We start from the raw sequence: 25109 nt of genomic DNA on the forward strand, positions 1-25109 counted from the left end.
GTCACGGTCTACAACCGCAGCGCCGCCAAGGCACAGGCCTGGACCGGCGAGTTCAAGGGCCGCTCGGCGGCCACCCCGCGCGAGGCGGCCGCCGGCTGCGACATCGTGTTCTGCTGCGTCGGCAACGACGATGACCTGCGCTCGGTGGTGCTGGGCGACAACGGCGCGCTGGCCGGCATGAAGCCGGGGGCGATCTTCGTCGACCACACCACGGCCTCGGCCAACGTGGCGCGCGAACTGTCCGCCGCCGCAGCGGCCCGGGGCCTGCAGTTCATCGACGCGCCGGTCTCCGGCGGCCAGGCCGGCGCCCAGAACGGCCTGCTCACCGTCATGTGCGGCGGCGACGCCAAGGCCTTCGAGGCGGTCAGGCCGGTGGGCATGGTGTTCGCGCGCGCCTTCACGCTGCTGGGCCCCAGCGGCGCCGGGCAGCTGACCAAGATGGTCAACCAGATCTGCATCGCCGGGCTGGTGCAGGGCCTGTCGGAAGCCATCGCCTTCGGCCAGCGTGCCGGGCTGGACATGGGGCAGGTGCTGGAGGTGATCGGCAAGGGCGCGGCGCAGAGCTGGCAGATGGACAACCGCGGCAAGACCATGATCGCCGACCAGTTCGACTTCGGCTTCGCGATCGACTGGATGCGCAAGGACCTGGGCATCGCGCTGGAAGAGGCCAAGCGCAACGGCGCCCGGCTGCCGGTCACCGCGCTGGTGGACCAGTTCTACGCCGACGTGCAGGCGCTGGGCGGGAACCGCTGGGATACGTCGTCGCTGATCAAGCGGCTGCGCTGATCCCGACGGGGCTCTCCCCGTCCCCGCGCCGGCGGGTGTCCGGTACCGCCCCTTGGGGCGATACCCCGGCACGTCGGCAGTCAGTCCCCGCGCCGCCTCAGCATCAGTGCGGCCAGCACCCCCAGGCCGAGCACGACCGCGCTCGACGCCCACGGCCGCGAGGCGACCCGCCCGCCCAGTCCCTCCTGGGGGGTGTCGTATCCGCTGCGCTGCCAGGCGGTGCCTCGCTCGTCCGCGACGTAGGCCATGCCCGGCCCCGGTTCCCGGCGCCGCATCAACACCGTCGTCAGCAGCCCGCCCGCGGCGAACATGGCGGCGAGGCCCGCCCACGGATGCGCCTTCACCGTGGAGCGCGCCAGGCTGCCGTACTCGTGCGAGCGCGCCGCGAGGTGCCGTGCGGCCAGGCGCATCTGCAGCGGCAAGGCATTCGCCTCGCGTGCCAGGCCGGCGGCAACGGCCCTGGTGCCCGCGAGCCCCTGGGCGGCGGCCGCGCCGGCCTTGCCGGCGGCTTCCCGGCCGGTTCTTCCGAGACGCTGCAGGTGCGCCTCGGCGGCGTCGCTCCAGCGCGCCCTGCGACGTTCCGCTGCCGGGTTCGCCTCCCGCTTCGAGTGCGTGCGCACGGGCACCTCGAGCACGCGCTCCTTCGGTCCGCGCAGGAACAGCCGGTCCAGGAGCACCCCGGCCGCCAGCGCGAGGCCGGCGGACTGCAGCGGCTGCTCGTTCATCCGCGTGCGCAGGCTGTCGCGGTAGCGGGCCTGGGTCGAGGACATGCCGTCGCGGGCGGAACCCAGTCGATGCTCGAGGCCGTCGATGGCCCGGTGCATGGTGCCGGCGAACCGGTGGACCCGGTCGCGGCCGCCACCGGTCGAGGCGCGCGCTGCCATCGGGGCATCGGAACCGGGCAGGCCGTCCGTTCCGACCGGGGTCGACGGGGTGCCGCCGGGCGTGAGGGTGGGGTTCGTCGTCGAGTGAGTCATGGTGTGTTCCTCCTGCAGTAGGCGTGAACCATTCTCTCGGCAGGCACGGCCTGCCCGGCCTCAGCAGGGGGTATCAACTTGTCTCAGGCTCGCTCGCCCATGGGCCGATGCGGCCGGGCCCATGGCCTGCGTCTTCCCACCTCCTCGAATGCCCACGGGGTCGAAGCGAGCTCGATCCAGCGGGGTTTGCAGACAATACTAGAATTCCATAAACTTTGAATCATGGAAGAAAAGAACGCCGTCGCCGCGCTCGCCGCGCTCGCCCAGCCTGTCCGCCTGCGGGTCTTCCGCGCGCTCGTCGGCGCAGGACCGGAAGGGATGACGCCGGGTGCGCTGGCCGCGATGCTGGACGTCGCGGGCTCGACCTTGTCCTTCCACCTCAAGGAGCTGACGCATTCCGGCCTGGTGCGGCAGGAGCGGGACGGGCGCCACCTGGTCTACCGCGCCGCGCTCGAGCCGATGTCCGAACTGATGGACTATCTCGCCGCCCATTGCTGCCTGGGCGCCGGCTGCGAGGAGATCACCGCCGCTTCCTGCAGGAACTGCTGACCCGGCCCCCGACGCATCGAAGGACATCCCGTGACGGCCAACGTCCTCATCCTCTGTACCCACAACTCCGCGCGCAGCGTCCTGGGCGAAGGCATGCTCAACCACTGGGCCAGGCGACTCGGCAGGGACGTGCGCGGCCACAGCGCCGGCAGCGCGCCCAGTGGCCGCGTGAATCCCCTGGCGCTCGAAGCGCTGCGCAACGCCGGCGTGGAAACGGGCGGATTGCGCAGCAAGAGCTGGGACGAGTTCACCTCGTCCGATGCGCCGCCCCTGTCGATCGTCATCACGGTCTGCGACAGCGCCGCGGCCGAGACCTGCCCGGTGTTCTTCGGCGGCAGCGGCCAGCCCGTGAAGGTGCACTGGGGCTACCCCGATCCCTCGAACGCCGAGGGAGGCGAGGCGGGCCAGCGCCGCGCCTTCGGGCTGACCCGGGAGGCGATCGGCTACCGCATGCTGCAGCTGCTGGCCCTGCCGCTGGAGAGCATGGGCCGGCCCGCGCTGCAGGCCGCATTGAACGACATCGCACGCAGTTGACCCGCATGACGTCCCGCACGATTCCCGTCCCCTCGCAGCCGGCGCCGGCCCCCATGAGCGTCTTCGAGCGCTATCTCACCGTGTGGGTGTTCCTCTGCATCGTGGCCGGGATCGCCCTGGGCCAGCTGCTGCCGGGTGCCTTCCAGGCGATCGGCCGCATGGAAGTCGCGCGGGTCAACATCCCCGTGGGCCTGCTGATCTGGATCATGATCATCCCGATGCTGGTGAAGGTGGACTTCGGTGCCCTGCACCAGGTCCGCCGGCATTGGCGCGGCATCGGCGTGACCCTGTTCGTGAACTGGGCGGTCAAGCCGTTTTCCATGGCGCTGCTCGCGTGGATCTTCGTGCGGCACGTCTTCGCGCCGTACCTGCCGGCCGGCCAGCTGGACAGCTATGTCGCCGGCCTGATCCTGCTGGCGGCGGCGCCCTGTACCGCGATGGTGTTCGTGTGGAGCCGCCTCACCAACGGGCACCCGCTGTTCACGCTCTCGCAGGTGGCGCTGAACGACACCATCATGGTGTTCGCGTTCGCGCCGATCGTGGCGCTGCTGCTCGGGCTGTCGTCGATCGTCGTGCCGTGGGAAACCCTGATCACCTCGGTGGTCCTGTACATCGTGATCCCCGTGGTCCTGGCCCAGTGGTGGCGCCGGAGTCTGCTGCGGCACGGGCAGGCGGCGCTCGACGAGGCGCTGGCGCGCGTCGGGCCGCTGTCCATCGCGGCGCTGCTGGCGACCCTGGTGCTGCTGTTCGCCTTCCAGGGCAAGGCCATCCTGGAGCAGCCGCTGGTCATCGCGATGCTCGCGGTGCCCATCCTGGTCCAGGTGTTCTTCAATTCGGCCCTGGCCTACGGGCTCAACCGGCGCCTGGGCGAGTCGCACGCCGTGGCCTGCCCGTCGGCGCTGATCGGCGCCAGCAACTTCTTCGAACTCGCGGTGGCGGCAGCGATCAGCCTCTTCGGGTTCGAGTCCGGCGCAGCCCTCGCCACCGTCGTGGGCGTGCTCATCGAGGTGCCCGTGATGCTGCTGGTGGTGCGCGTCGTGAACCGCAGCAAGGACTGGTACCAGGCAGGCGCCTGCGCCGCTTCGCCCCGGGTGCGCGACGCATGAGCGGGCCCACGCCGGACTGGCTCACGGCGTCCGCGCTCGCCGCCGGCGGCGAGCCCGTGTCCATCGAGACGCTGAATGCAGGCTGCTTCTGCGTCAGTCTCGACACCGACGCCCTGTCGCTGGCGCTGCAGCAGGCATGCGGGTCTGCGGAGATCGTGCAGCTGGTTCGCGAGCGCTGCCCGTACCTGTTTTCCGCGCGTCCCGTGTTCGTGTCGCATGCGCACGTCGAGCGGATGGCCCGCGTCATCCAGGCGGTCGAAACGGTGGCGGCGCTGCCGTCCTGGCGCGCGCTGGTGATGGATCGGTCTCCCGCGATCGTGCGCCACGCACCGGGCGCGCGCGGCGTGTTCTTCGGCTACGACTTCCACGTGGCCGAAGATGCCTTCGGCCTGATCGAGGTGAACACCAATGCCGGCGGGGCGATGCTCAATGCGGTCCTGGGCCGCGCGCACCGGGCCTGCTGCCCGCCGGTGGAGCGCCTCGGCCCGTCCGCAGCGCGCGCCGAAACCTTCGAACGCGCCATGGTGGACATGTTCCACGCGGAGTGGCGCCGCAGCGGCCGCGACCGCGCCCTGCAGACGATCGCGATCGTCGACGAAGCCCCGCGGGAGCAGTACCTCTACCCCGAGTTCCTCCTGTTCCAGCGCCTGTTCGAGCGCAACGGGCTGCGGGCGGTGATCGCGGACCCGGGTGAGCTGCAGTGCCGGGGCGAGGCGCTGTACGCCGGCGACACACGCATCGACCTGGTCTACAACCGCCTGACGGACTTCTACCTGGAGGCGCCATCCGCTGCCGCGATCCGGACGGCCTACCTCGCCGGCCAGGTCGTGCTCACGCCCCACCCCCACGCCCATGCGCTCTACGCGGACAAGCGCAACCTGGCGATCCTCAGCGATGCGCAGCGCCTCGAGCAGCTCGGCGTGCCCGCCGATGTCCGGCAGGAGCTGCTGGCGGGCGTGCCGCGCACCGTGGTCGTCGACACTTCGAATGCCGATCGGCTCTGGGGCGAGCGCAAGCGGCTGTTCTTCAAGCCGTTCACCGGCTATGGCAGCCGGGCCGCCTATCGCGGCGACAAGCTCACGCAGCGCGTCTGGTCCGAAATCGTGGCCGGCGGCTACGTCGCCCAGGCGCTGGTCGCGCCGGGGGAGCGCCACGTCGAAGCCGGAGCCGACAGGCCGCTGAAGTTCGACCTGCGCCAGTACGTGTACGACGGGCTGGTGCAGTGGACGGCCGCACGGCTGTACCAGGGGCAGACCACGAACTTCCGCACGCCGGGCGGCGGTTTCGCACCGGTCTACGAAGGGCCTTTCTAAACTTCGGACAGGCCGTCGCGAGAGATGTCCGCCGCATGAAGATCTTCGACGCCGCCGCCACCCGCGCCGCCCTGCCGTTCGAGCGGCTGGTGCCGGCGCTGCAGTCGCTGTTCGCCAGCGGCTGCGAAGTGCCGCTGCGGCACGTGCACGAGGTGCCGGTGCCGGGCGAGCGCGGCTTCACCTCGCTGATCATGCCGGCCTGGATTCCCGGCCGGTACTACGGCATCAAGACCATCAACATCGCGCCGGGGAATGCGCAGCGCGGCCTGCCCGGCCTGCACGCCAGCTACCTGCTGTGCGACGGCGCCACCGGCGTGCCGCTGGCGGTGCTGGACGGCGACGCCATCACCCACTACCGCACCGCGGCCGCCTCGGCATTGGCGGCGCGCTGGCTGGCCCGCGACGATGCGCGCCACCTGCTGGTGGTCGGCGCGGGCCAGGTGGCCCGCCTGCTGCCGCAGGCCTACCGGTCCGTGCGCCCCATCGGCCAGGTCAGCGTGTGGGCGCGCTCGGCGGCCAAGGCCCGGGCGCTGGCCGACGAGTGGCGGCAGCAGGGCCTGCCCGCGCGCGCGGCCACCGACCTCCGGGCCGCCTGCGGCGAAGCCGACATCGTCAGCTGCGCGACGCTCGCGACCGAGCCGTTGGTGCACGGCGAGTGGCTGCGCCCGGGCAGCCACCTGGACCTGATCGGCAGCTTCACGCCCGCCATGCGCGAGGCCGATGACGCCTGCTTCGCCGGCGCCGCTCTCTACGTGGACACCGGGGAGGCGCTCACGAAGAGCGGGGAGCTGCTGGGCCCGATGTCGCGCGGCGTTTTCCAGCCGCAGGATGTGCGCGGCACCCTGGCGGCGCTGGCGCGCGGCGAGGCGGCAGGCCGCGCCAGCCCGCAGGAGCGCACGGTCTTCAAGTCGGTGGGCACCGCGCTGGAAGACCTGGCGGCGGCGATCCTGGTCTACGAGAGCGCCTCGGCGCAAACGGCACCGACCCCGGCGTGAGGGTTCGCGGCCGCTCGCGGGGTCGCTGCGCCCCAGGTGCCTGCGGCGGACTTCCCGCGTGTCAACCCCCGGCTGGGAGCGGCTTCGCGGCGCCGGACCCTGCGCGACGCAGGGCCGTGCAGGGCCTCAGCGCGCCGGCTGCGGGGCGATCCGCTGCAGCTCTTCTTCCGAAATGATGTCGAACAGCCGCACCACCCGCTGCACGCCGCCGACCGAGCGGGCGATACCGGTGGCGCGGTCGGCTTCGCGCTGCGTGACGCGGCCCATCAGGTAGACCGTGCCGCGCTCGGTCACCACCCGGAAGGCGTTGGCCGACAGGTCGCGCGCGTCCACCAGCGAGGCCTTGACCTTGCCGGTGACGAGCGTGTCCGACGAGCGCTGGGTCAGGCTGGAGGGGCCCATCACCCCCAGCTCGTTGTAGATGCCCTTGACGTTCTCGACCCCCGAGACCACCTGCCCGACCCGCTGCTTGTCGGCCTCGGTGAGCGCCTCGCCGGTCAGCAGCACCTGGCGGTTGTAGCTGCTGATGTTGACGTGCGCGCGCTCGCCCATCGCGTCGCGGATGCGCGCGGCGGCCCGCAGCTCGATGCCTTCGTCCTCCAGCTGGGTGCCGGAGGTGCGCCGGTCCAGCGCGACCAGCGTGCCGACGGCGGCGCCCCCCAGCACCAGCGGCGTGCAGGCGGACAGGGTGGCCGCGAAGGCGGCGGCGGCGAGCGAGGCGGCGGCGAAGCGAAGCAAGGGTCGGGTCATGCGGGCGGTTCCTGTTCTCCGAGCAATTGGGCATCGACCCCGTCACAGATGCAGTGCAGGGCGAGGATGTGGACTTCCTGGATGCGGGCGGTGCGTTCGTGCGGCACGCAGATGTGCACGTCGGTCTCGCGCAGCAACTGGCCGATGCGCCCGCCGCCGCGGCCGGTGAGCGCCACCACGCTCATCTCGCGCTCGTGCGCCGCCTCGATGGCGGCGACCACGTTGGCCGAGTTGCCGCTGGTCGACAGTGCCAGCAGCACGTCGCCCGGCTGGCCGAGCGCGCGCACCTGCTTGGCGAACACGTGCTGCCAGGCGTAGTCGTTGGCGATCGCCGTCAGGATGGAGCTGTCGGTGGTCAGGGCGACGGCGCCCAGCTCGGGGCGCTCGCGTTCGAAGCGCCCGACGAATTCGGCGCAGAAGTGCTGGGCGTCGGCGGCCGAGCCGCCGTTGCCGCAGGCCAGCACCTTGCCGCCGCTGGTGACGCAGGCCAGCATCGCCTGCACGGCCGCGGCGATCGGCTTGCTCAGCGCCTGCGCCGCCTGGTACTTCAGGTCCGCGCTGTCGATGAAGTGCTGCTGGATCCTCTGTTCGAGCATGGCCGGGGATGATACCGCCGGGCCTGTCCAGGAACGTGCGCACAGGATGGCTGCCTCTTGGGGCTGCGCAAGGCGCCCTTTTTCCGGCGGCGGGCAGGAGGCCGGTGTTCCGACCTGCGTACGGGTTCTTTCCTTCAGCGTGACTCGCGCCGCCGCTACCCGTCCCGAAAACGTTTGTCACCGGAACCGATCCGGTGTGTCGCCGGCGCCGGAGCGAGTACGTCCAGAGCTCAGGGATAACCCCAGGCCCGTTCTGATTCGGTTGCAAACAAAATATATTTGATTATTCAAAAAATATATTCGTGCCACTCCAGCTCGTTTCCCGCCATCAGTCGCGGTCGGCATCGCCCTCCGGCGCCACGCAGCCCCAGCGCGTGCACCAGCGGCTCCGGGCGGCGATCATCACTTGCCAGCTCGCCCCCGGAGCCCGCCTCCACATCGGCAACCTGGCACGCGAACAGGGCGTCAGTCCGGGCGCCGTCCGCGAAGCCCTGGCCATGCTGGAGAAGGAAGGCTTCGTGGCGAGCGAGCCGCAGAAGGGTTCGACGGTGAAGGGCGTTTCCGCCGCGGACCTGCTGGACCTCACGCTGGCCCGGGTGGAAATCGAGAAGGCCTGCCTCGCCCTGTCACTCACGCACGGCGACATCGAATGGGAAAGCCAGGTCGTGGCCAGCTTCCACCGCACCTTCCGCCGGGATGCGCAGCAGCGCCCGGTGTTCAGCCATGGCGACCCCGACTGGGTCGCGGCGCACGAGGGGTTCCACACGGCCCTGGTGGCCGCCTGCGGCAGCCAGCGGCTGCTCGCCACGCGCTCGCTCCTGTACGACCAGAGCGAGCGGTACCGCCGGCTGTCACTCGCCTTCTCGGTCGAGCGCGACGTCGAGTCCGAGCACCGGGAGCTGATGCAGGCCGCGCTCGACCGCGACATCCGCCGGGCGCAGGCCCTGCTGGAAGCGCACATCAAGGCGACCGCGGAGGCGTTGATCGACGCCTCGCTCTGATGCCGTGGCGGCGCGCCCGCTGCCGCCCTGGTTCTTTCCCCTTTCCTTTTCCCAGAAGTACCTCGAAAAGAACGCATGAAACTGCTCAGATACGGCCCACCCGGCCAGGAACGTCCCGGCCTGCTGGACGCCCAGGGAAACCTCCGTGATCTGTCCGCGCTCCTGCGTGACATCGATTCGGCGACCTTGTCGCCGCGCACGCTCGCGGCGTTGCGGGCCCTGGATCCGCAGGCGCTGCCGCGGGTGCCTGCGCCGGTGCGGCTGGGCGTGCCCTGGAGCGGCATCGGCAAGTTCATCGCGGTCGGCCTGAACTACCGCGCCCATGCCGCCGAAGGCGGAATCCCGGTGCCGGACCAGCCCGTGCTCTTCCCGAAATGGCTCAGCTGCCTCAGCGGCGCGAACGACGACGTCCTGATTCCGCACGAGGCCTGCAAGCTCGACTGGGAAGTGGAGCTCGGCATCGTGATCGGCACGACGGCCCGCGACGTTCCCGAGGATCGGGCACTGGAGCACGTGGCCGGGTACTGCGTCGCCAACGACGTCTCCGACCGCCACTACCAGTTCGAGGGCGGCGCCGGCCAATGGGGCAAGGGCAAGGGCTTCGACACCTTCGGCCCGGTGGGCCCGTACCTGGTGACGGCCGACGAAGTGCCGGACCCGCAGGCGCTCGATCTGTGGCTGAGCGTCAACGGCGAGACCATGCAGCAATCGAACACCTCGGACATGGTGTTCGGCTGCGCCAGCCTGGTCAGCCATTGCAGCCGCTTCATGACGCTGGAGCCGGGCGACCTGATCATCACCGGCACCCCCCAGGGCGTGGGGCTGGGCATGAAGCCGCCGCGCTTCCTGCGTGACGGCGACGTGGTCACCCTGGGCATCGCCGGCCTGGGCACCCAGACCCAGCGCATCGTGGCCCGCCGTGCCGCGGACGAGGCGAAGCCATCCCCCAAAGCGCGCTGAATGGACCTGTCCGCAACGCAGGTGCCGTCGGCGACGGCCGGCACGGCGACACCCCTCGTGGAGTTCCGCAACGTCGGGCTTCGCATCCGCGGCCAGGAAATCATCCGCGACCTGAGCTTCAGCCTGGAGCGCGGCCGCTTCGCCTGCGTGATCGGTCCGTCCGGCTGCGGCAAGACGACCACGCTGCGGCTGATCGCCGGACTGATGAAGCCCACCAGCGGCACGGTCCTGTACGAGGGCCGGCCGATCGCCGGCCCGAGCCGTGAAGTGGTGGTGGTCTTCCAGGACTATGGAAAGGCGCTGCTGCCCTGGCGCACCGCAGCCGGAAACATCGCCCTCGTGCTGGAGACCCTGGACGTGCCGCGGGCGGAGCATGCGGACCGGATCCACGCGCTGCTCGGCAAGGTCGGCCTGGCCGGCAAGTCGGGCCTCTATCCCTCGGAGATGTCCGGCGGCATGCAGCAGCGCCTGCAGATCGCGCGCTGCCTGGCGCAGGAGCCCCGCCTGCTCCTGATGGACGAGCCCTTCGGCGCGCTCGACGCGATGACCCGGCAGACGCTGCAGGACGAGATGCAGGCGATCGCCGCCGATACCGGCACCACGGTGTTCTTCGTGACCCACGACCTGGAGGAAGCCGCCTACCTGGGCGACCGGGTGATCGGCCTGTTGCCGCATCCCGGCCGCATGGGCATCGCCATCGACATCCCGCTGGCACGCCCGCGTGACCAGCTGACCACCCGCTCCCAGCAGGCCTTCCTCGACATCCGGCGCGACCTCTTCACCTTCATCAAGGGTGCCGAGGCGCAGAGGGAGCACGCGTGAGCGGCCTGGCCAGGCTCCTGAACGGCATCCCGCGCGGCCTGTGGCTGCCGCTCACGCTCGTCGTCGCCGCGCAGGTCGCGGGCAGCCTGAACCCCGGCGAGAGTTCGAGCCTTGCTCCGCCGCTGGACATAGCCAGGGCCGGCTACGCGCTGCTCACGGACGGCACCCTGCTCGTAGCCACCGGGCAGACGCTGCTGGCGTCCGCCTTCGGCCTCGGCCTCGGCGGCCTGGCGGGCCTGGTGGCCGGCATCTTCCTCGGCCGTTTCCGCCGCATCGACCGGCTGATGACCTTTTCGATCGAGGTGGTCCGGCCCATCCCGCCGATCGCCCTGCTGCCGATCGCACTCATGGTGTTCGGCTTCGGCTATCGGCTGGAGGCGGCCATCATCGCCTTCGGCGTCGTCTGGCCCGTGCTCGTCCTCACGCGCAATGCCATCGCCGCGATCGAGCCGCAACTGCTCGAGTTCTCGGCGCTGATCGAAATGAGCAGCCGGCAGCGGATCACCAGGATCATCCTGCCGGCCATCCTGCCGCGGCTGTTCGTGGCCTTCCGGCTCGCGGCGGGCATTGCCCTGATCCTGGCCGTGACGGTGGAGATCACGCTCAATCCGCTCGGCCTGGGCAGGGGGATCATGCTGGCGGGACAGTCGCTCGACGCGGCGGCGATGCTCGCCTACCTGATCTGGATCGGCTGCATCGGCCTGGCGCTCAATGCCGCGCTGCTGGCCTTGCAGCGGCGCTGGTTCTCCCACGGGCGCGCCACGCGGGACAACGCATGAACGCGGCCGTCGAGAAATCGCTGTGGGGCTTGGCCACCTTGCTGGTCGGCGCCGCGCTGGTGCTGGCCTGGCAGCAGGTGGCGGACGCGCAGCTGATCTCCAGCGTGTTCCTGCCGGGGCCGCAGGCCACGTGGAAGGCGCTGCAGCACGGCTTCGAGAACGGCATCCTCGGCGCGATGTTCCTGGAGACCACGCAGCGAATGGCGTACGGCTGGTTGCTCTCGGCGCTGGTCGGGGTCCTGGTGGGCGCGCTGATCGGCATGTCCCCGTCCGCTCGCGCCTACCTCGAGCCGACGCTGGAAGCGGTCCGTCCGCTGCCGGCCTCGGCGATCATTCCGGTCGCGATCGCGCTGTTCGGCCTGGGAGAGACCACCGTCTATTCGGTGATCTGCTTCGGCTCCATGTGGCCGATGCTGCTGGCCACCATCCATGGCTTCTCGGCGGTCGAGCCCACCCTCTACGAATTCGCCAGGGGGATCGGGATGTCCCGCGCGCGGATCATCCTGAAGATCGCGCTGCCCAGCTCGATGCCCGACATCCTGGGCGGCCTCAAGGTGAGCATGGCCATCGCGCTGGTGCTCACCGTCGTCACCGAAATGCTGGTCGGCCAGCAAGGCCTGGGGACCTGGATCCTGCTGGCCGGGCGGTCGTACCGGGCGGCCGATGTCTTCGCCGGCATCGCCCTGCTCGGCCTCCTCGGCTACGTGAGTTCGCTGCTGCTGTCGCTGGCCGAGATGCGCCTGCTGCGCTGGCAGCGCCGCCGCGGCTAGCGCGCGCGGGCCGGCCCCATCTTTTCCCCACCCTCATGGAAGGAACCTGAGCATGCTGAAGTCGAAGTTTTCACTGTTGCGCGCGGCGCTCGCATGCTGCGCATTGGCCCTGGGACTGGCGAGCCAGGCGCACGCGCAGACCAAGGTGCGGCTGGGGGTCACCCCGATCGGCGACTACATCACCGCCTGGGTCGCCAAGGACCAGGGCATCTTCGCCAAGCACGGCCTGGACGTGACGCTGCAGACCGTCGCCATCTCGCCCATGGCCGCCGCCGGCCTGATGTCCGGCTCGCTGGACCTGGCCACGCCCACCGCCGTGGACCTGATCCAGGCCGTCGACAGCGGGCTCGACCTGGTCGCGATCTCCAGCGTCGGGGTGCTGGCCAAGACCACGGGCACCCGTTCGGGCGTGCTGGTGCGGCCCGACGTGGAGGTCAAGAAGCCGGCGGACTACGCTGGCAAGAAGATCGCGCAGGCGAGCCTGGGCGGCATGCTGCACGTGCTGTTCCGCAACCACCTCCTGGAGAACGGCGTGGATCCGGCCAAGGTCAACGACGTGGAGATCGGCGTGCCCTCGCACTTCGACGCGCTCAAGGGGCGCAGCGTCGACGCGGTGGTCACGGCCGACCCGATGCTGTCGCGCATCCTGGCCACCAGGACCGGCACGCAGGTCGTCTCGCTCGCCGACACGGTGCCCGCGGACACGGTCACCGGGCTGGTCGCCTCGACCCGCACCTACGCGCAGAAGAACCCGGCCGTCATCACCGCCTTCCGCGCCGCGTGGAAGGAGGCCACCGCCCTGGTCATCGCCGATCACGCGCTCACGCGCAGCACCATCGTCAAGCACCTGAAGCTGCCGGAGCCGGTCGCGGCGTCGCTGACCATGCCCCTGTCGGTGACGACCGAGGTCACGCCCAAGCAGCTGCAGTGGTGGGCCGACGTGATGCGCAAGCAGAACATGCTGCGCGGCAAGGTGGAGCCGCAGAGCCTCATCGCGCGCTGATCGCCGGCGTCGTTCCCTCACCCATACGGCATGACCATGATCTCGAACCCCAAAGGCAACTACGACTTCATCCCGGGCAGTCCCTACCTCAGCTTCGGCGTGGTGGCCCAGCCCGGCTTCGCCATCGAACGCGCCGTCTTCCGCAGGACACGGGCGGCGGAAACAGGCCTGGAGGACATCGCCCGCCATCTGCGCGCGCGTGGCCGGACCCTGGACGCCCTGTGCGCGATGGAATTCCGCCAGTACGCGCCGAGGCAATGGACCGTGGACGAGTTCGGCGCCTTCAACGCCGCCCACGTGGGCCGCCTGTCCCAGGCCGGGCTCGGCGTCGAGGAGAAGGTGCCCGTCGCGCGCACCAACGTGATCATCAACAACGGCCAGCCCGCCGGCGACGGCGGCCTCCACGCGTTCTCCTACACGGTCCCGCAGGAGCGGCCCGCCACCGCCCGCAGCTTCGTCCTGGCCGCGATTCCGGAAGTGCGCTTCCTGCCACACGGCATGGAAGTCGTGGCCGAGGGCGATACCTCGCCCGCCGCGCTCGAAAGCAAGCTGCGGTTCATCGTGGACAAGGCGAGCGAACGCCTGGCGCTGCTCGGGGGACGCTGGGGCGATGTGACGGGCAGCCAGCTCTACTGCGAGGTGGACATCCACCCGTTCTTCAGGAGCCTGCTGCTGCAGGCCATGCAAGCCGGCGGCTGGCGCGGCGTCCAGTGGCACCAGGCGCTGCCGCCCATCGGGCCGGCCATCATGGAACTGGACGTGCGTTCCGTCGCAGCCGACGTCTACGTGGACGACTGAGCGGCACCGGCGCGGCGGTCCGGGCCGCCGCGAGCCGGCCGCGCGCCCGCGCTGCGGGCGCTTCGTCGAGGCGCTCTTCCAGCCCCAGGTCAGGCTCGATCGCCGGCCCTTCTGCGCCGGCGCGGCTTTGCACGCCCGTGACCCGGCCAGGCATTCTGCCCAAGGCACTGGGGCTTACGCCCCCCGGGGTGGCCGATGAGTTAAGTTCGCCGGAACTGGAGTTGCGCACGCTCCCTTGCGGCCCGGCTCCGGCGCGTCCCGGAACGAGGCAGTCACCCGATGCAACCTGAACACCCGGCCGGCCCTTCGACCGACGACATCGCCCGGCTGCGCGAGCGGCTGGCTCGCGCCGAAGCCGAACGCGAGGCGGCGCAGGCCGCGCTGCGCGAGCGCGAAGCCGCCCACCGGCTGCTGCTGGCGACGCTGGACGCCACCAGCGACGGCATCCTGGCGGTGCGGCCCGACGACACCGTGTTCTTCAACATCCGGGCGGTCGAGATCTGGTCCCTGCCGGAACTGGAGCTGGCCCAGATGGACAAGCGGGCGGTGCGCGAGGTCATGGCCGCCCAGCTGGCCGATCCCGGCCTCTTTTATCGGCGGGTCGCCGAGATGGACGCCGATCCGGGCACGCGCGGCGCGGACCTGCTGGAGTTCAAGGACGGCCGCGTCATCGAGCGCCGGGTGGAGCCGCAGCTGGGCCAGGGCCGGCCGGTCGGCAGCGTGGTGGTCTACCGGGACGTCACCGAGCAGGTGCGGCACGCGCGCGAGATGGCGTTCAACGGCCGCGTGCTGGAGAACTCGGGACCGATGTTCTGGATCGAGCGCGACTCCGGGCGGATGACCTACGCCAACCCGGCGCTGTGCGAGCAGCTGGGCTACGCGCGCGAGGAGCTCCTGGCGCTGCCGCTGCATGGTTTCAGCGACATCCCGCGCGAGCGCATCCGCCAGATCGCGCAGGAAACCGCTCAGGGCCATGCCGTGTCGGGCTCCTGCCGCCACCGGCGCAAGGACGGCAGCTGGCGCGACGTGGACTACACGGTGTTCCTGACCGAACATGCCGGCCGCGCGATGTTCGTCATCGGCGTCAAGGACACCACCGAGGAGAAGGCGGCCCAGCACGAGGCCGGGCGCCAGCAGGCGCTGCTGACTTCGCTGATCAACTCGATCCCGGACCCGATCTTCTTCAAGGACATGGACGGGGTCTACCTGGGCTCCAATGCGGCGCACTGCCGCCGCCACGGCCGCACCCTGGAGCAGACGCTGGGGCGCACCTGCGAGGACATCAACCCGCCCAGGCGGGCCGCCGCCATCCGGCTGCGCGACAACGCCACGCTGGCGACGATGCAGCCGCGCCTGACCGAGGAATGGGTCGAGCTGGCCGACGGCCGCGAGGTGCTGTACGAGACCCTGACGGCGCCGATGTGGGACCAGCACGGCCGGCCGATCGGGCTGCTGGGCGTGTCGCGCGACATCACCGGTCGCAAGCGCGCGGAGGAGGAACTGCGCGCGGCCAAGGAGGCGGCCGAGGCGGCGACCCGCTCGAAGTCGGACTTCCTGGCCAACATGAGCCACGAGATCCGCACGCCGATGAACGCCATCATCGGGCTGTCGCACCTGGTGCTCAAGACCGAGCTGGGGCCGCGCCAGCGCGACTACCTGCTGAAGGTGCAGTCGGCCGGCCAGCACCTGCTGCGGGTGATCAACGACATCCTGGATTTCTCCAAGGTCGAGGTCGGCAAGCTGGAGCTGGAGCGCGGCGAGTTCGACCTGGAGGAGCTGCTGGACACCACCAGCAGCCTGCTGGCCGACTCGGCCGAGCGCAAGGGCCTGGAGCTGGTCATCGAGGTGGACCCGGCCGTGCCGCGCCTGCTGCAGGGCGACTCGCTGCGCCTGGGGCAGGTGCTGCTCAACCTGGCCGGCAACGCGGTCAAGTTCACCGAGCGCGGCGAGGTCGCCATCGGCGTGGCGGTGCGCGAGCGGCAGGGCGCCGAAGTGCTGCTCGAATTCCGGGTGCAGGACACCGGCATCGGCCTGTCCAGCCACCAGCGGGCGCGGCTGTTCCGCAGCTTCTCGCAGGCGGACATGTCGATCACCCGCACCCATGGCGGCACCGGCCTGGGGCTGGCGATCAGCAAGCGGCTCGCCGAGCTGATGGGCGGCGAGATCGGCGTCGAGAGCGAGTCCGGCCAGGGCAGCACCTTCTGGTTCACGGCCCGGCTGGGCGTCGGCACGCGGCAGGCGCGCGAACTGCTGCCGCAGCCGGACCTGCGCGGCCGCCGCGCGCTGGTGGTGGACGACAGCTTCCACGCCCGTGCCGCGCTGGTGGACCTGCTGCAGGAAATGACCTTCGAGGTGAGCGAAGCGGCGGGCGGGCTGGACGCGATCGACGCCGTGCGGACCGCCGCCATCGAGGGCCATCCCTTCGACCTCGTGTACCTCGACTGGCGCATGCCCGGCATCGACGGCCTCGACACCGCCCGCCGCATCCGCGCACTCGGCCTGCAGGAGCCGCCGATCCTGATGATGGTGTCGGCCTATGGCCGCGAGGAGCTGATGAAGGAGGCCGGGCAGGTGGGCGTGGAGACGGTCCTGGTCAAGCCGGTCCTGCCGTCCTCGCTGTACGACGCCACCATGGACGTGCTGGCGCGCAGCCGCGGGGTGCGGGTCGCGGCGCGCGAGGTCGATGCACCCGCGGCCCCGCCGCAGCCGCCCGATTGCCTGGCGGCGATCCGTGGCGCACGCGTGCTGCTGGTGGAAGACAACGACATCAACCAGCTGGTCGCGCAGGAGATCCTGCGCGAGGCCGGGCTGGACGTCTCGGTCGCCGGGAACGGACAGATCGCGCTGGAGATGGTGCAGAAGTCCTGGTACGACCTGGTCTTCATGGACATGCAGATGCCCGTGATGGACGGCGTGACCGCCACCCGCGAGATCCGCAGGATCGGCCGGCTGGCGCGGTTGCCGATCGTGGCGATGACGGCCAATGCGATGGCGCACGACCGCGAGCAGTGCCTGCAGGCGGGCATGAACGACACCGTGACCAAGCCGATCGACCCCAAGGTGCTGTGGGCCGTGCTGCTGCGATGGATACCGCCGCTGCCCGTGCCGGACGGCGGCGGCATGCCGGCGGCCACGGCCGCGCCCGCCGGCAGCGGGCCGCACTGGGACGGCATCGCCGGGCTGGACGCCGCCAGGGGCCTCGCGGTGGCCTGCGGCAACCGCAAGCTGTACCGCGAGCTGCTGGGGCGCTTCGTGCGCGGCCAGGGGCCGGTGCCGGTGCAGGTGCACGAAGCGCTGGCCAGCGGCGAGATCGCCGAGGCCGAGCGGCTGGCCCACACGCTCAAGGGCGTCGCGGCCAACATAGGCGCGACCCAGGTGTCGCAACTGGCGGCGCAGCTGGAGGTGGCGCTGCGCAACTACGAGCCGCCGGCCACGGTGCAGGAGCGGCTGCGGGTGCTGGAGCGGGCGCTCGGTTCGCTGGTCGCCGTGCTGGCAGCCCGGCTGGAGGCCGAGCCGGCGGCGCCGGGCGGGTGAGAGCGGGGCAGCCCGGGTCCTGGCGTCTCAACCGGCATCGAAGGCGGCGCGCAGCCATTGCACCCGGCCGTCTTCCAGCGCCACCACGTCGAAGCGGCAGGGCGGCGGCGCGGCGAACCGCAGCAGGAAGTGGCGGGCGGCGAACACGATGCGGCGCTGCTTGGCGGCGCCCACGCTGGCGGCCGCGCCGCCGAAGTCGCGCCGGCCGCGGCGGCGCACCTCCACGAACACCAGCGTGGCACCGTCGCGCATCACCAGGTCGATCTCGCCGCCGCCGCGCCCCGGCGTCCGATAATTGCGCGCCACCAGCCGCAGGCCGGCGTCCAGCAGGTGGGCGAGTGCCCGGTCCTCGGCGGCATCGCCGGTGGCCTTGGCCGTCGGGCCGGCCGTGCGGCCGGCGGCACCCCTGAACATCGAAGGCCCCCCTTTGTCTGCCAGCGCCTCTTCCTACGCCGCCGCCCGGCAAGCCGCCCGCGAGGCGGCGGGCGCCCAGGATTATCCGGAGGGTGCGCTGTACGTGGTGGCCACGCCCATCGGCAACCTGGCGGACATCGGGCTGCGCGCGCTGCACCTGCTGGCCCTGGCCGACCGCATCGCCTGCGAGGACACGCGCCATACCCAATCGCTGCTGCGCGCCTACGGGCTGGAGCGCGCGCCGGGCAGCCTGCTGGCGCTGCACCAGCACAACGAGGCCGGAGCGGCGCAGCAGGTGGTCGGCTGGCTGCGGGCCGGCGAGCGCGTGGCCTATGCCAGCGATGCCGGCACCCCGGCCGTGAGCGATCCCGGCGCACGGCTGGTCGCCGCGGTGCAGGCCGCCGGCCTGCGGGTGGTGCCGATCCCGGGGCCGAGCAGCGTGACGGCGCTGCTCAGCGCGGCCGGCTCGCAGCAGGAAGGCGGCTTCGTGTTCGCCGGTTTCCTGCCCGCCAGGGCCGGCGAGCGCGAAGCCGCCATCGAAGCGCTGGCCCGGGAGGCCCGTGCCGTCGTGCTGCTGGAGGCGCCGCACCGCATCGAGGCCCTGGCGGCCGCGCTGTCGGTGCTGGGCGACCGCCCGGTGACGGTGGGGCGCGAGCTGACCAAGCAGTTCGAGCAGGTGGCGACGCTGCCCTGCTCGCAGCTGCCCGGCTGGCTGGCGGCCGATGCGCAGCACACCCGCGGCGAGTTCGCGCTGGTGCTGCACGGCGTCGCGCAGCCGGACCAGGCCGATGACGGCGAGCGCGTGCTGCGCCTGCTGCTGCCCGAATTGCCGGTCAAGAGCGCCGTCCGGCTCGCCGCCGACATCACCGGCGCGCCGCGCAACGCGCTGTACGAACGGGCGCTGCAGCTGAAGAAATCGGGGTCGGATACGGATTGATCCGGGCGGGACGCCTCACCCGGTCGCCGGAAGCGGAGAAGCTTCAGATGGCCAGCGGATCCACGTCCACCGCCCAGCGGATCAGGCCCCTGCTGCGTTGGGCATGCAGCAGGGGTTGCCAGCCGGCGAGGAACCGCTGCAGGGCGGGGCGCGAGGCGCTCTCGACCAGCATCTGGGCCCGTTCGATGTCGGCCACCCGCTGCACCGCCATCGGAACGGCCGGGTAGACGGTGACCTGGTGCGCCTGCGGCAGCTGCCGGGCCGCTTCGGCGGCCTCGCGCAGGAAGCCTTGCGCCACCTCCTGCGTGCGCGCCTCGGCCCGCACCAGTGCCTGGAAGGCGAACGGCGGCATGCCGGCGGCCTCGCGCTCGGCCAGCTGCGCGGCGGCGAAGGCCGGGTAGTCGTGGCGCGCCAGCGCAGCGAACAGCGAGTGCGACGGATGCCAGGTCTGCACCCACATCTGGCTGCGCCGTGCCTGCCCCGCATCGCGCCCGGCGCGGCCGGCCGCCTGCATCAGCAGCGCGAACAGCCGCTCGGGTGCGCGGAAGTCGCTGGAGAACAGCGCCGAGTCGGCATTCAGGGCAGCGACCAGCGTGATGCGGCGGAAGTCGTGGCCCTTGGTGACCATCTGGGTGCCCACCAGCACGTCGACCGCACCCGAGTGCACCTCGCCCAGCTGGGCTTCCAGCGCGCCTTTGGCGCGGGTGGTGTCGGCGTCGATGCGCGCGATGCGGGCCGGCTCGCCGTCCGGCCGCCGGGCGCCGGCGAACAGCTGGGCCAGGTGCTCCTCCAGCCGCTCGGTGCCCCGGCCCAGCGGCGCGATGTCCAGGTTGCCGCACTGCGGGCAGGCGCGCGGCACCCGTTCGGCGAAGCCGCAGTGGTGGCAGCGCAGCGTGCGGTCGATCTTGTGGAACACGCGGAACGCGCTGCAGTGCGGGCACTCGCTCTTCCACTCGCAGGCGGTGCAGGCCAGCACCGGCGCATAGCCGCGCCGGTTGAGGAACAGCAGCGACTGCTCGCCGCGGGTGATGCGCTCCTCGATCGCGGCCACCAGCTGCGGCGCCACCACCGTCGACCTGGGCTGCAGGTTCATGTCGAGCAGACTGACTTGCGGCAGCGGCCCCTGGCCGATGCGGGACGGCATGGCCAGCCGCCGGTAGCGGCCGCGTTCGCTGGCCAGCCAGCTTTCCAGCGACGGCGTGGCCGAACCCAGCAGGACCCGGGCGCCCTCCAGCTTGCCGCGCACCAGCGCCAGGTCGCGCGCCGAATAGCGGGCGCCTTCCTGCTGCTTGTAGCTGGGGTCGTGCTCCTCGTCGACCACCACCAGCGCCAGCCGTGGCAGCGACGCGAACACCGCCAGCCGGGTGCCCAGCACGATGCGGGCGGCCCCGGTGTGCGCCGCCAGCCACGCCTTCAGCCGCTGCGGATTCGTCATGCCGCTGTGCAGCGAGACCACGCCGGCCGCGCCGAAGCGCTCGGTGAAACGCGCCTGCAGCTGCGGCGTGAGGTTGATCTCCGGCACCATCACCAGCGCCTGCGCGGCCGGATCGGAAGCGAGCACTTGCCCCACCGCTTGCAGGTAGACCTCGGTCTTGCCGCTGCCGGTGGCGCCGAACAACAGGAAGGGGCCACTCCCGCCGGCGATCTGCGCCAGGGCGGCCGACTGTTCGGCCGTCAGGGCCGGCGCGGCCGGGCCGGCTGCGTCGCCGCAAGTCGCCTGGGGCCGCTTGAGCCGGCGTTGCCACTGCTGCGGGCTCAGGTCGCGCAGCTGCGCGGGCAGGGCGGCCAGCGCGACCTCGCCCAGGCTGCGCTGGTAGTAGGCGGCGGCGAACGCGACCAGTTCGCGCCAGGGGCCGGCCAGCGGCGGCAGCCCCTCGAGCACGCCGGCGACCGGCTTCTCCCCGTGGGGCGCAGCGCCGGCCTCGTCGACCGCCTCGCCCCAGACCACGCCCAGGACCTCGCGCCGGCCCAGCGGCACGCGCACCAGGCTTCCGGGCGCTAGCGGGAGCTCACTTCGATAAGTGAGCGGCCCCGCCACCGTGCTGTGCGCCGGTGTCGGGACCACGACGGCGATGCGGTGGGGCGGGACACCCATCCGTTACGCCGGCATCCTCAGGTTGACCCGCGAAATGTCACCCAAGTCGTTGATTTGCAAGTTTCTTTGTCCCTTTTCAGGATTTCTGTGGATAACTTTGTTGATAGAAACCCGGCGGCGCGCGCCAAGCCCCGGAAAATCAAGGATCTGGCTGGACTGCACGCAAAAAGGGCATCTTCACAACCCCAGCAAAATCAAGCACTTAGCGCAGCTATCGGTTTCGTAGCGCGGCTGTGTGCGGCGACACCCGCTCGCTGCGCCGCAACACGGTTTTTGTGCATAAGTCAAGCCCCGAGGGCCCTGTGCCGGGTTCGTCCACTGGGGTATTTCCCGATGACGTTCCCTCAGGCGGCCAGTTTGCGGGCGGAATGCCGGTGCACCGCCTCCACCAGCACCTGCACGTGCTCGGGCGGCGTGTGCTGGCTGATGCCATGGCCCAGGTTGAACACCTGGGTCGGACCGTGGCCCGGCCCGGTGTGCGGGGCGCCGAAGCTCGCGAGGCAGGCGCGCACGGCCTCGTCGATGCGCTCGGGCGGCGCGAACAGCACGTTCGGATCCAGGTTGCCCTGCAGCGCCTTGCGGTCGCCGACCCGCGCCCGGGCGCGGCCCAGGTTCACGGTCCAGTCCACCCCCAGCACGTCGCCATCCAGCCCGGCCATCTCGTCCAGCCACATCCCGCCGCCCTTGGTGAAGACGATGCGCGGGATGGCTTGGCCCTCGTGCTCGCGCTTGAGGCCGGCCAGCACGCGCGCCGTGTAGGCCAGGCTGAAGGCCTGGAAGGCGCCGTCGGCCAGCACGCCGCCCCAGCTGTCGAAGACCATCACCGCCTGGGCGCCGGCCTCGATCTGGGCGTTCAGGTAGCGGGTGACCGCATCGGCATTGACCTGCAGCAGCCGGTGCATCAGGTCGGGCCGGCCGTACAGCATGGACTTGACCAGCCGGTAGTCGTCCGAGCCCTGGCCTTCCACCATGTAGCAGGCCAGCGTCCACGGGCTGCCGGAAAACCCGATCAGCGGCACGCGGCCGTCCAGTGCCCGGCGGATCGAAGTGACGGCGTCGAACACGTAGCGCAGGCGCTCCAGGTCCGGCACGGCCAGCGCGCGCACCGCGGCTTCGTCCCGCACCGGCCGGGCAAAGCGCGGTCCCTCGCCGGCGCTGAAGTCCAGGCCCAGCCCCATGGCGTCGGGCACGGTGAGGATGTCGGAGAACAGGATGGCGGCGTCCAGCGCATAGCGGTCCAGCGGCTGCAGCGTGACTTCGGTGGCGTAGTCCGGATTCGTCGCCAGGCCCATGAAGCTGCCGGCCCGCGCGCGCGTGGCCCGGTACTCGGGCAGGTAGCGACCGGCCTGGCGCATCAGCCAGACGGGGGTGTAGGGCGTGGCCAGGCGTCGGCAGGCGCGCAGGAAGGTGTCGTTCTTCAGCGGGGCAAAAGGCATGGGCCGATTGTCGCAGGGGCCCTTGCCTATCATCCCTGCCCCATGGACGCTCGCTTCGAACAGGTCAGGGACTTCTTCCGGCAGGGCCTGGCGCATTACCAGGCCGGCCGCTTCGAGGCCGCCGACCGCGACTTCGGCGCCTCGCTGTCGCTGCTGCCGGGCCGGCCCTCCACCCTGACCAACCTGGGCGCCACCCGCCTCAAGCTGGGCCGGGTGCGGGAGGCCGCGGAACTGCTGCAGGAAGCGCTGCAGCAGGAGCCGGACAACGCCGAGGCGCTGGCCCACCTGGCGGCCGCCCTGGCCGAAATGGGCCGGCGCGAGGCGGCGCTGGACGCGATCCGCCATTCGCTGCAGCAAGAGCCGGGCCGTGGCGCCGGCTGGCAACTGCGCGGCACGCTGGCGCGCGAGCTTGGCCTGCTGGACGAGGCGGCCGACGCCTACCGCCAGGCCCTGGCGCACGGCGCCGACCCGGAACTGGCGCGCTTCGAGCTCGCCGGCGTGCAGGCCGGGGACACCCCGCCGGCCCCGCCGGCCTTCTACGTGCAGTCGCTGTTCGATTCCTATGCCGATGGCTTCGAGGAGCACCTGGCCGGTGCCCTGCGCTACCAGGCCCCGCAGGTGCTGGCCGCCGGACTGGCGCGCCGGCGCTACCGGGCGGCGCTCGACCTGGGTTGCGGCACCGGCCTGTGCGCGCCGCACCTGCGCCCGCGCTGCGATCGGCTGGACGGCGTGGACCTGTCGGCGCGGATGGCCGAGCGGGCCCGCGGCCGCCGGATCTACGATGAAGTGGTGCAGGCCGACCTGGGCGCATTCCTGCAGGACACGGCGCGCCGCTACGACCTGCTGGTGGCAGCCGATGTGTTCATCTACGTGGGCGCGCTCGAGCGCGTGTTCGAAGGCGCCGCCCGCGTGCTGGACGCCGGCGGCGAGTTCTGCTTTTCGCTCGAGGCGGCCGAAGGGCCGCAAGGCTACGAGTTGCGCCCGAGCTTGCGCTACGCCCACACGCAGGCGTATATCCATGCGCTGGCGGCCTCATGCGGCTTCGAACTACAGGCGATGGAGCGCCGTCCCCTGAGGATGGACGCAGGCCAGCCGGTGCCGGGGCTGTTCGCCTGGCTGCGCACGGCAGCGAGCCCGCGCTAGCCGAGGCGGCTCCGCCGGGCGCGGCGACGGCCGCGCACCCACCGCCCGGCCGTGAAGGAGCAAGTCCCATGACCCATTCGCGGATGCCCCGCCTGCTGGCGCTGATGGCCGCGCTGGCCGCCGGCGGCGCTGCGGCGCAGGTGACCCCGGCCGAACCTTTTGGCGGCCGGCCATTCGGCGCTCCACCCGGCACACCCCCCGCAGCGGCGCCGCTGCCGGCGGGCACGGCCGCGCGGCCGCCCGTGCCGCCGCCGGCCGTGGTGGTGCAGCCCGGCGCTGCGCCAGTGGTGGTGCAACCGAATGCGCCGGTGGTCGTCCAGCCGCCGGCAGCAGCGGCTCCCCTGGGTGAGCCTGAATCGGCGGCCATCATGGGGGCGCCGGCCGCAGCCGGCGTCGGCGGGTCGGCGGCGGCCGGCGCGCCGCCCTCGTCGATGCCCGTGCCGGGCGGTGCTCCGCAGGGCAGCGCAGCCCCCGGGCCGGCGGGCAGCGCCCGCAGCGGCGGGGCATCACCGCCGCAGGCCGCCGCACCGGCGCCGGCTCCCATCGCTGCGCCCGCACCGGCGCCGGTCACGCCGCCGTTCGCCGGCAACCGCCGCGCAGGCACGCCGGAGCCGGCGCCCGCCAGCCCGCAGGAGCCGGTGAAAGGCCTGCCGCCCGACGCCCCCAAGCTGGTGATCAGCGGCTCGGTGTACTCGGCCAACCCGGCGCAGCGGCTATTGATCGTCAACGGTCAGGTGTTCCGCGAGGGGGCCGACCTGGGCTCGGGCGTGAAGCTGGAGAAGGTGCAGCCGGGCAGCGCCGTGCTGGGGTTCAAGGGGGAGAACTACGACGTGTTCTTTTAAGAGCCGTTCAAAGATATGAACGTCTTGTCCAACGCGCGTAAGCGCTGACCTGCGACGCTGGGTCCTCCCGGCGTCGCAGGTCATAGCTCCCTCTCTCACCCCGGATAGCTACACTTTCAGGCACAGTTCGGGTCGTCGGCTGCAAAGTTGTAGCTCCCTCTCTCACCCCGGATAGCTACACTTGATACGGCAGGTTGCTTGCGTCTTGGAATTGTTGTAGCTCCCTCTCTCACCCCGGATAGCTACACTTTAGGGGGCACCCGGCAACCGGGGGAGCGGCGTTGTAGCTCCCTCTCTCACCCCGGATAGCTACACTTACGGCCTGGACCGACCGCACGCGGGCGGTGGTTGTAGCTCCCTCTCTCACCCCGGATAGCTACACTTCCGCAGCGCCTGCAGGAAGTCACCAGCCTGGTTGTAGCTCCCTCTCTCACCCCGGATAGCTACACTTGACACCCCCATGGCAAACGCTCTGTACACCGTTGTAGCTCCCTCTCTCACCCCGGATAGCTACACTTGTCACCAACGGCGACAACGGTGCGTTCTTGGTTGTAGCTCCCTCTCTCACCCCGGATAGCTACACTTGACATCCAGTGGTGGCAGCAAGCCGGCCAAGTTGTAGCTCCCTCTCTCACCCCGGATAGCTACACTTCTTCGGTGCTTCCGCTAGGCGGGTGGCGCGGTTGTAGCTCCCTCTCTCACCCCGGATAGCTACACTTCGTACTACGCCGCGGCCGACCGAGTGCTGGGTTGTAGCTCCCTCTCTCACCCCGGATAGCTACACTTAACCTGCAAATCCTGCCCGGTGTGGATAACGTTGTAGCTCCCTCTCTCACCCCGGATAGCTGTAAGCGTCCGGTGATCCCGTCTTGACCAGACGAGCCAGGCGGTCAGGCCTGCGCCGACTGCCAGCGATGCGGTAGCAGTTCGCCGATGCGGCTGGCCGGCTGCGTCGGCAGGCGCTCCATG

Annotated in this window: 23 protein-coding genes and 1 CRISPR repeat array; of the genes, 17 read left to right on the forward strand and 6 right to left on the reverse strand. The window is 71.3% G+C overall.

Going from position 1 to position 25109, the window contains the following annotated elements; translation table 11 throughout:
* Window positions 1–786: NAD(P)-dependent oxidoreductase (locus V6M57_RS00890; RefSeq protein WP_332813089.1), on the forward strand; the 786-nt coding region annotated here is incomplete at its 5' end.
* 80 nt (window positions 787–866) lie between these two features.
* Here the strand turns inward: V6M57_RS00890 and V6M57_RS00895 are convergent.
* Window positions 867–1763 (reverse strand): hypothetical protein, encoded by an 897-nt coding sequence (locus V6M57_RS00895; protein ID WP_332813090.1) that lies wholly within the window; start codon window positions 1761–1763, stop codon window positions 867–869.
* A 222-nt stretch (window positions 1764–1985) separates the two neighbouring features.
* On the opposite strand from V6M57_RS00895, the gene V6M57_RS00900 reads away from it, so the two are divergent.
* The 5 genes from V6M57_RS00900 to V6M57_RS00920 are packed head-to-tail and all read left to right on the forward strand — an operon-like array spanning window position 1986 to window position 6260.
* Entirely contained in the window at window positions 1986–2312 is a 327-nt protein-coding gene (locus tag V6M57_RS00900; protein ID WP_332813091.1) for an ArsR/SmtB family transcription factor, read from the forward strand.
* Between the two features lie 30 nt (window positions 2313–2342).
* The gene (locus tag V6M57_RS00905; protein WP_332813092.1) at window positions 2343–2846 is read left to right on the forward strand and encodes an arsenate reductase ArsC; all 504 of its coding nucleotides are present in this window, start codon (window positions 2343–2345) and stop codon (window positions 2844–2846) included.
* Window positions 2847–2851: 5 nt separating this feature from the next.
* On the forward strand, window positions 2852–3952 hold the full coding sequence (gene arsB / locus V6M57_RS00910) for an ACR3 family arsenite efflux transporter (protein WP_332813093.1): 1101 nt from the start codon (window positions 2852–2854) through the stop codon (window positions 3950–3952).
* Window positions 3949–5265 (forward strand): hypothetical protein, encoded by a 1317-nt coding sequence (locus V6M57_RS00915; protein WP_332813094.1) that lies wholly within the window; start codon window positions 3949–3951, stop codon window positions 5263–5265. Before arsB ends, V6M57_RS00915 begins: the two co-directional genes overlap by 4 nt.
* Window positions 5266–5300: 35 nt before the next feature.
* Window positions 5301–6260 (forward strand): ornithine cyclodeaminase family protein, encoded by a 960-nt coding sequence (locus V6M57_RS00920; protein WP_332813095.1) that lies wholly within the window; start codon window positions 5301–5303, stop codon window positions 6258–6260.
* Window positions 6261–6386: 126 nt separating this feature from the next.
* Here the strand turns inward: V6M57_RS00920 and V6M57_RS00925 are convergent, their stop codons facing one another.
* Both V6M57_RS00925 and V6M57_RS00930 read right to left on the reverse strand, forming a co-directional pair.
* Window positions 6387–7010, reverse strand: a complete 624-nt coding sequence (locus V6M57_RS00925) for a BON domain-containing protein (protein ID WP_332813096.1) — start codon at window positions 7008–7010, stop codon at window positions 6387–6389.
* The gene (locus V6M57_RS00930; RefSeq protein ID WP_332813097.1) at window positions 7007–7606 is read right to left on the reverse strand and encodes a phosphoheptose isomerase; all 600 of its coding nucleotides are present in this window, start codon (window positions 7604–7606) and stop codon (window positions 7007–7009) included. Before V6M57_RS00930 ends, V6M57_RS00925 begins: the two co-directional genes overlap by 4 nt.
* 374 nt (window positions 7607–7980) lie before the next feature.
* On the opposite strand from V6M57_RS00930, the gene V6M57_RS00935 reads away from it, so the two are divergent.
* From V6M57_RS00935 to V6M57_RS00970, 8 genes are all read left to right on the forward strand, one after another.
* Window positions 7981–8607, forward strand: a complete 627-nt coding sequence (locus tag V6M57_RS00935; RefSeq protein WP_332813098.1) for a GntR family transcriptional regulator — start codon at window positions 7981–7983, stop codon at window positions 8605–8607.
* 75 nt (window positions 8608–8682) lie between these two features.
* Window positions 8683–9567, forward strand: coding sequence for a fumarylacetoacetate hydrolase family protein (locus tag V6M57_RS00940; RefSeq protein ID WP_332813099.1), 885 nt, complete (start codon window positions 8683–8685; stop codon window positions 9565–9567).
* Window positions 9568–10389: an ABC transporter ATP-binding protein gene (locus V6M57_RS00945; protein WP_332813100.1), complete on the forward strand. Its 822-nt coding sequence runs from the start codon at window positions 9568–9570 to the stop codon at window positions 10387–10389.
* Window positions 10386–11168 carry an ABC transporter permease gene (locus V6M57_RS00950; protein WP_332813101.1) on the forward strand — a complete coding sequence of 261 codons (783 nt, stop codon included), beginning with the start codon at window positions 10386–10388 and terminating at the stop codon, window positions 11166–11168. The genes V6M57_RS00945 and V6M57_RS00950 overlap by 4 nt, the downstream gene beginning before the upstream one ends.
* Window positions 11165–11938, forward strand: a complete 774-nt coding sequence (locus V6M57_RS00955; RefSeq protein ID WP_332813102.1) for an ABC transporter permease — start codon at window positions 11165–11167, stop codon at window positions 11936–11938. The genes V6M57_RS00950 and V6M57_RS00955 overlap by 4 nt, the downstream gene beginning before the upstream one ends.
* A 52-nt stretch (window positions 11939–11990) precedes the next feature.
* Window positions 11991–12941, forward strand: a complete 951-nt coding sequence (locus V6M57_RS00960; protein ID WP_332813103.1) for an ABC transporter substrate-binding protein — start codon at window positions 11991–11993, stop codon at window positions 12939–12941.
* A 36-nt stretch (window positions 12942–12977) separates the two neighbouring features.
* Window positions 12978–13739 carry a hypothetical protein gene (locus tag V6M57_RS00965; RefSeq protein WP_332813104.1) on the forward strand — a complete coding sequence of 254 codons (762 nt, stop codon included), beginning with the start codon at window positions 12978–12980 and terminating at the stop codon, window positions 13737–13739.
* A gap of 279 nt (window positions 13740–14018) precedes the next feature.
* Window positions 14019–17273 carry a PAS domain-containing hybrid sensor histidine kinase/response regulator gene (locus V6M57_RS00970; protein ID WP_332813105.1) on the forward strand — a complete coding sequence of 1085 codons (3255 nt, stop codon included), beginning with the start codon at window positions 14019–14021 and terminating at the stop codon, window positions 17271–17273.
* A gap of 27 nt (window positions 17274–17300) precedes the next feature.
* Here V6M57_RS00970 and V6M57_RS00975 read toward each other — a convergent pair whose 3' ends face one another.
* The gene (locus tag V6M57_RS00975; protein WP_332813106.1) at window positions 17301–17687 is read right to left on the reverse strand and encodes a YraN family protein; all 387 of its coding nucleotides are present in this window, start codon (window positions 17685–17687) and stop codon (window positions 17301–17303) included.
* A gap of 13 nt (window positions 17688–17700) precedes the next feature.
* On the opposite strand from V6M57_RS00975, the gene rsmI reads away from it, so the two are divergent.
* Entirely contained in the window at window positions 17701–18624 is a 924-nt protein-coding gene (rsmI, locus tag V6M57_RS00980; protein ID WP_332813107.1) for a 16S rRNA (cytidine(1402)-2'-O)-methyltransferase, read from the forward strand.
* 43 nt (window positions 18625–18667) lie between these two features.
* Here the strand turns inward: rsmI and priA are convergent, their stop codons facing one another.
* Together priA and hemE are read right to left on the reverse strand one after the other, a co-directional pair.
* Window positions 18668–20719: a replication restart helicase PriA gene (gene priA, locus V6M57_RS00985; protein WP_332813108.1), complete on the reverse strand. Its 2052-nt coding sequence runs from the start codon at window positions 20717–20719 to the stop codon at window positions 18668–18670.
* Between the two features lie 344 nt (window positions 20720–21063).
* The gene (gene hemE / locus V6M57_RS00990) at window positions 21064–22155 is read right to left on the reverse strand and encodes a uroporphyrinogen decarboxylase (RefSeq protein ID WP_332813109.1); all 1092 of its coding nucleotides are present in this window, start codon (window positions 22153–22155) and stop codon (window positions 21064–21066) included.
* A gap of 42 nt (window positions 22156–22197) precedes the next feature.
* Between hemE and V6M57_RS00995 the strand changes: the two genes are divergently transcribed.
* Together V6M57_RS00995 and V6M57_RS01000 are read left to right on the forward strand one after the other, a co-directional pair.
* Window positions 22198–23298: a methyltransferase domain-containing protein gene (locus tag V6M57_RS00995; protein WP_332813110.1), complete on the forward strand. Its 1101-nt coding sequence runs from the start codon at window positions 22198–22200 to the stop codon at window positions 23296–23298.
* 68 nt (window positions 23299–23366) lie between these two features.
* Window positions 23367–24140, forward strand: a complete 774-nt coding sequence (locus V6M57_RS01000; RefSeq protein WP_332813111.1) for a general secretion pathway protein GspB — start codon at window positions 23367–23369, stop codon at window positions 24138–24140.
* Window positions 24141–24219: 79 nt separating this feature from the next.
* A CRISPR array of direct repeats spans window positions 24220–24993; the repeat unit is 37 nt; unit sequence GTTGTAGCTCCCTCTCTCACCCCGGATAGCTACACTT.
* Window positions 24994–25109: the final 116 nt, after the last annotated feature.

It is taken from the genome of Ramlibacter sp. (genome assembly GCF_036676645.1).
Taxonomy (GTDB): Bacteria; Pseudomonadota; Gammaproteobacteria; order Burkholderiales; family Burkholderiaceae_C; genus Ramlibacter.

Coding starts and splice junctions, on each gene's coding strand:
- V6M57_RS00940 (WP_332813099.1), top strand. CDS start 8,683: ATGAAACTGCTCAGATACGGCCCACCCGGCCAGGAACGTCCCGGCCTG.
- V6M57_RS00920 (WP_332813095.1), top strand. CDS start 5,301: ATGAAGATCTTCGACGCCGCCGCCACCCGCGCCGCCCTGCCGTTCGAG.
- V6M57_RS00965 (WP_332813104.1), top strand. CDS start 12,978: ATGATCTCGAACCCCAAAGGCAACTACGACTTCATCCCGGGCAGTCCC.
- V6M57_RS00995 (WP_332813110.1), top strand. CDS start 22,198: ATGGACGCTCGCTTCGAACAGGTCAGGGACTTCTTCCGGCAGGGCCTG.
- V6M57_RS00975 (WP_332813106.1), bottom strand. CDS start 17,687: ATGTTCAGGGGTGCCGCCGGCCGCACGGCCGGCCCGACGGCCAAGGCC.
- priA (WP_332813108.1), bottom strand. CDS start 20,719: ATGGGTGTCCCGCCCCACCGCATCGCCGTCGTGGTCCCGACACCGGCG.
- V6M57_RS00900 (WP_332813091.1), top strand. CDS start 1,986: ATGGAAGAAAAGAACGCCGTCGCCGCGCTCGCCGCGCTCGCCCAGCCT.
- V6M57_RS00930 (WP_332813097.1), bottom strand. CDS start 7,606: ATGCTCGAACAGAGGATCCAGCAGCACTTCATCGACAGCGCGGACCTG.
- V6M57_RS00945 (WP_332813100.1), top strand. CDS start 9,568: ATGGACCTGTCCGCAACGCAGGTGCCGTCGGCGACGGCCGGCACGGCG.
- V6M57_RS00970 (WP_332813105.1), top strand. CDS start 14,019: ATGCAACCTGAACACCCGGCCGGCCCTTCGACCGACGACATCGCCCGG.
- hemE (WP_332813109.1), bottom strand. CDS start 22,155: ATGCCTTTTGCCCCGCTGAAGAACGACACCTTCCTGCGCGCCTGCCGA.
- V6M57_RS00915 (WP_332813094.1), top strand. CDS start 3,949: ATGAGCGGGCCCACGCCGGACTGGCTCACGGCGTCCGCGCTCGCCGCC.
- V6M57_RS00925 (WP_332813096.1), bottom strand. CDS start 7,010: ATGACCCGACCCTTGCTTCGCTTCGCCGCCGCCTCGCTCGCCGCCGCC.
- V6M57_RS00960 (WP_332813103.1), top strand. CDS start 11,991: ATGCTGAAGTCGAAGTTTTCACTGTTGCGCGCGGCGCTCGCATGCTGC.
- arsB (WP_332813093.1), top strand. CDS start 2,852: ATGACGTCCCGCACGATTCCCGTCCCCTCGCAGCCGGCGCCGGCCCCC.
- V6M57_RS00895 (WP_332813090.1), bottom strand. CDS start 1,763: ATGACTCACTCGACGACGAACCCCACCCTCACGCCCGGCGGCACCCCG.
- V6M57_RS00955 (WP_332813102.1), top strand. CDS start 11,165: ATGAACGCGGCCGTCGAGAAATCGCTGTGGGGCTTGGCCACCTTGCTG.
- V6M57_RS01000 (WP_332813111.1), top strand. CDS start 23,367: ATGACCCATTCGCGGATGCCCCGCCTGCTGGCGCTGATGGCCGCGCTG.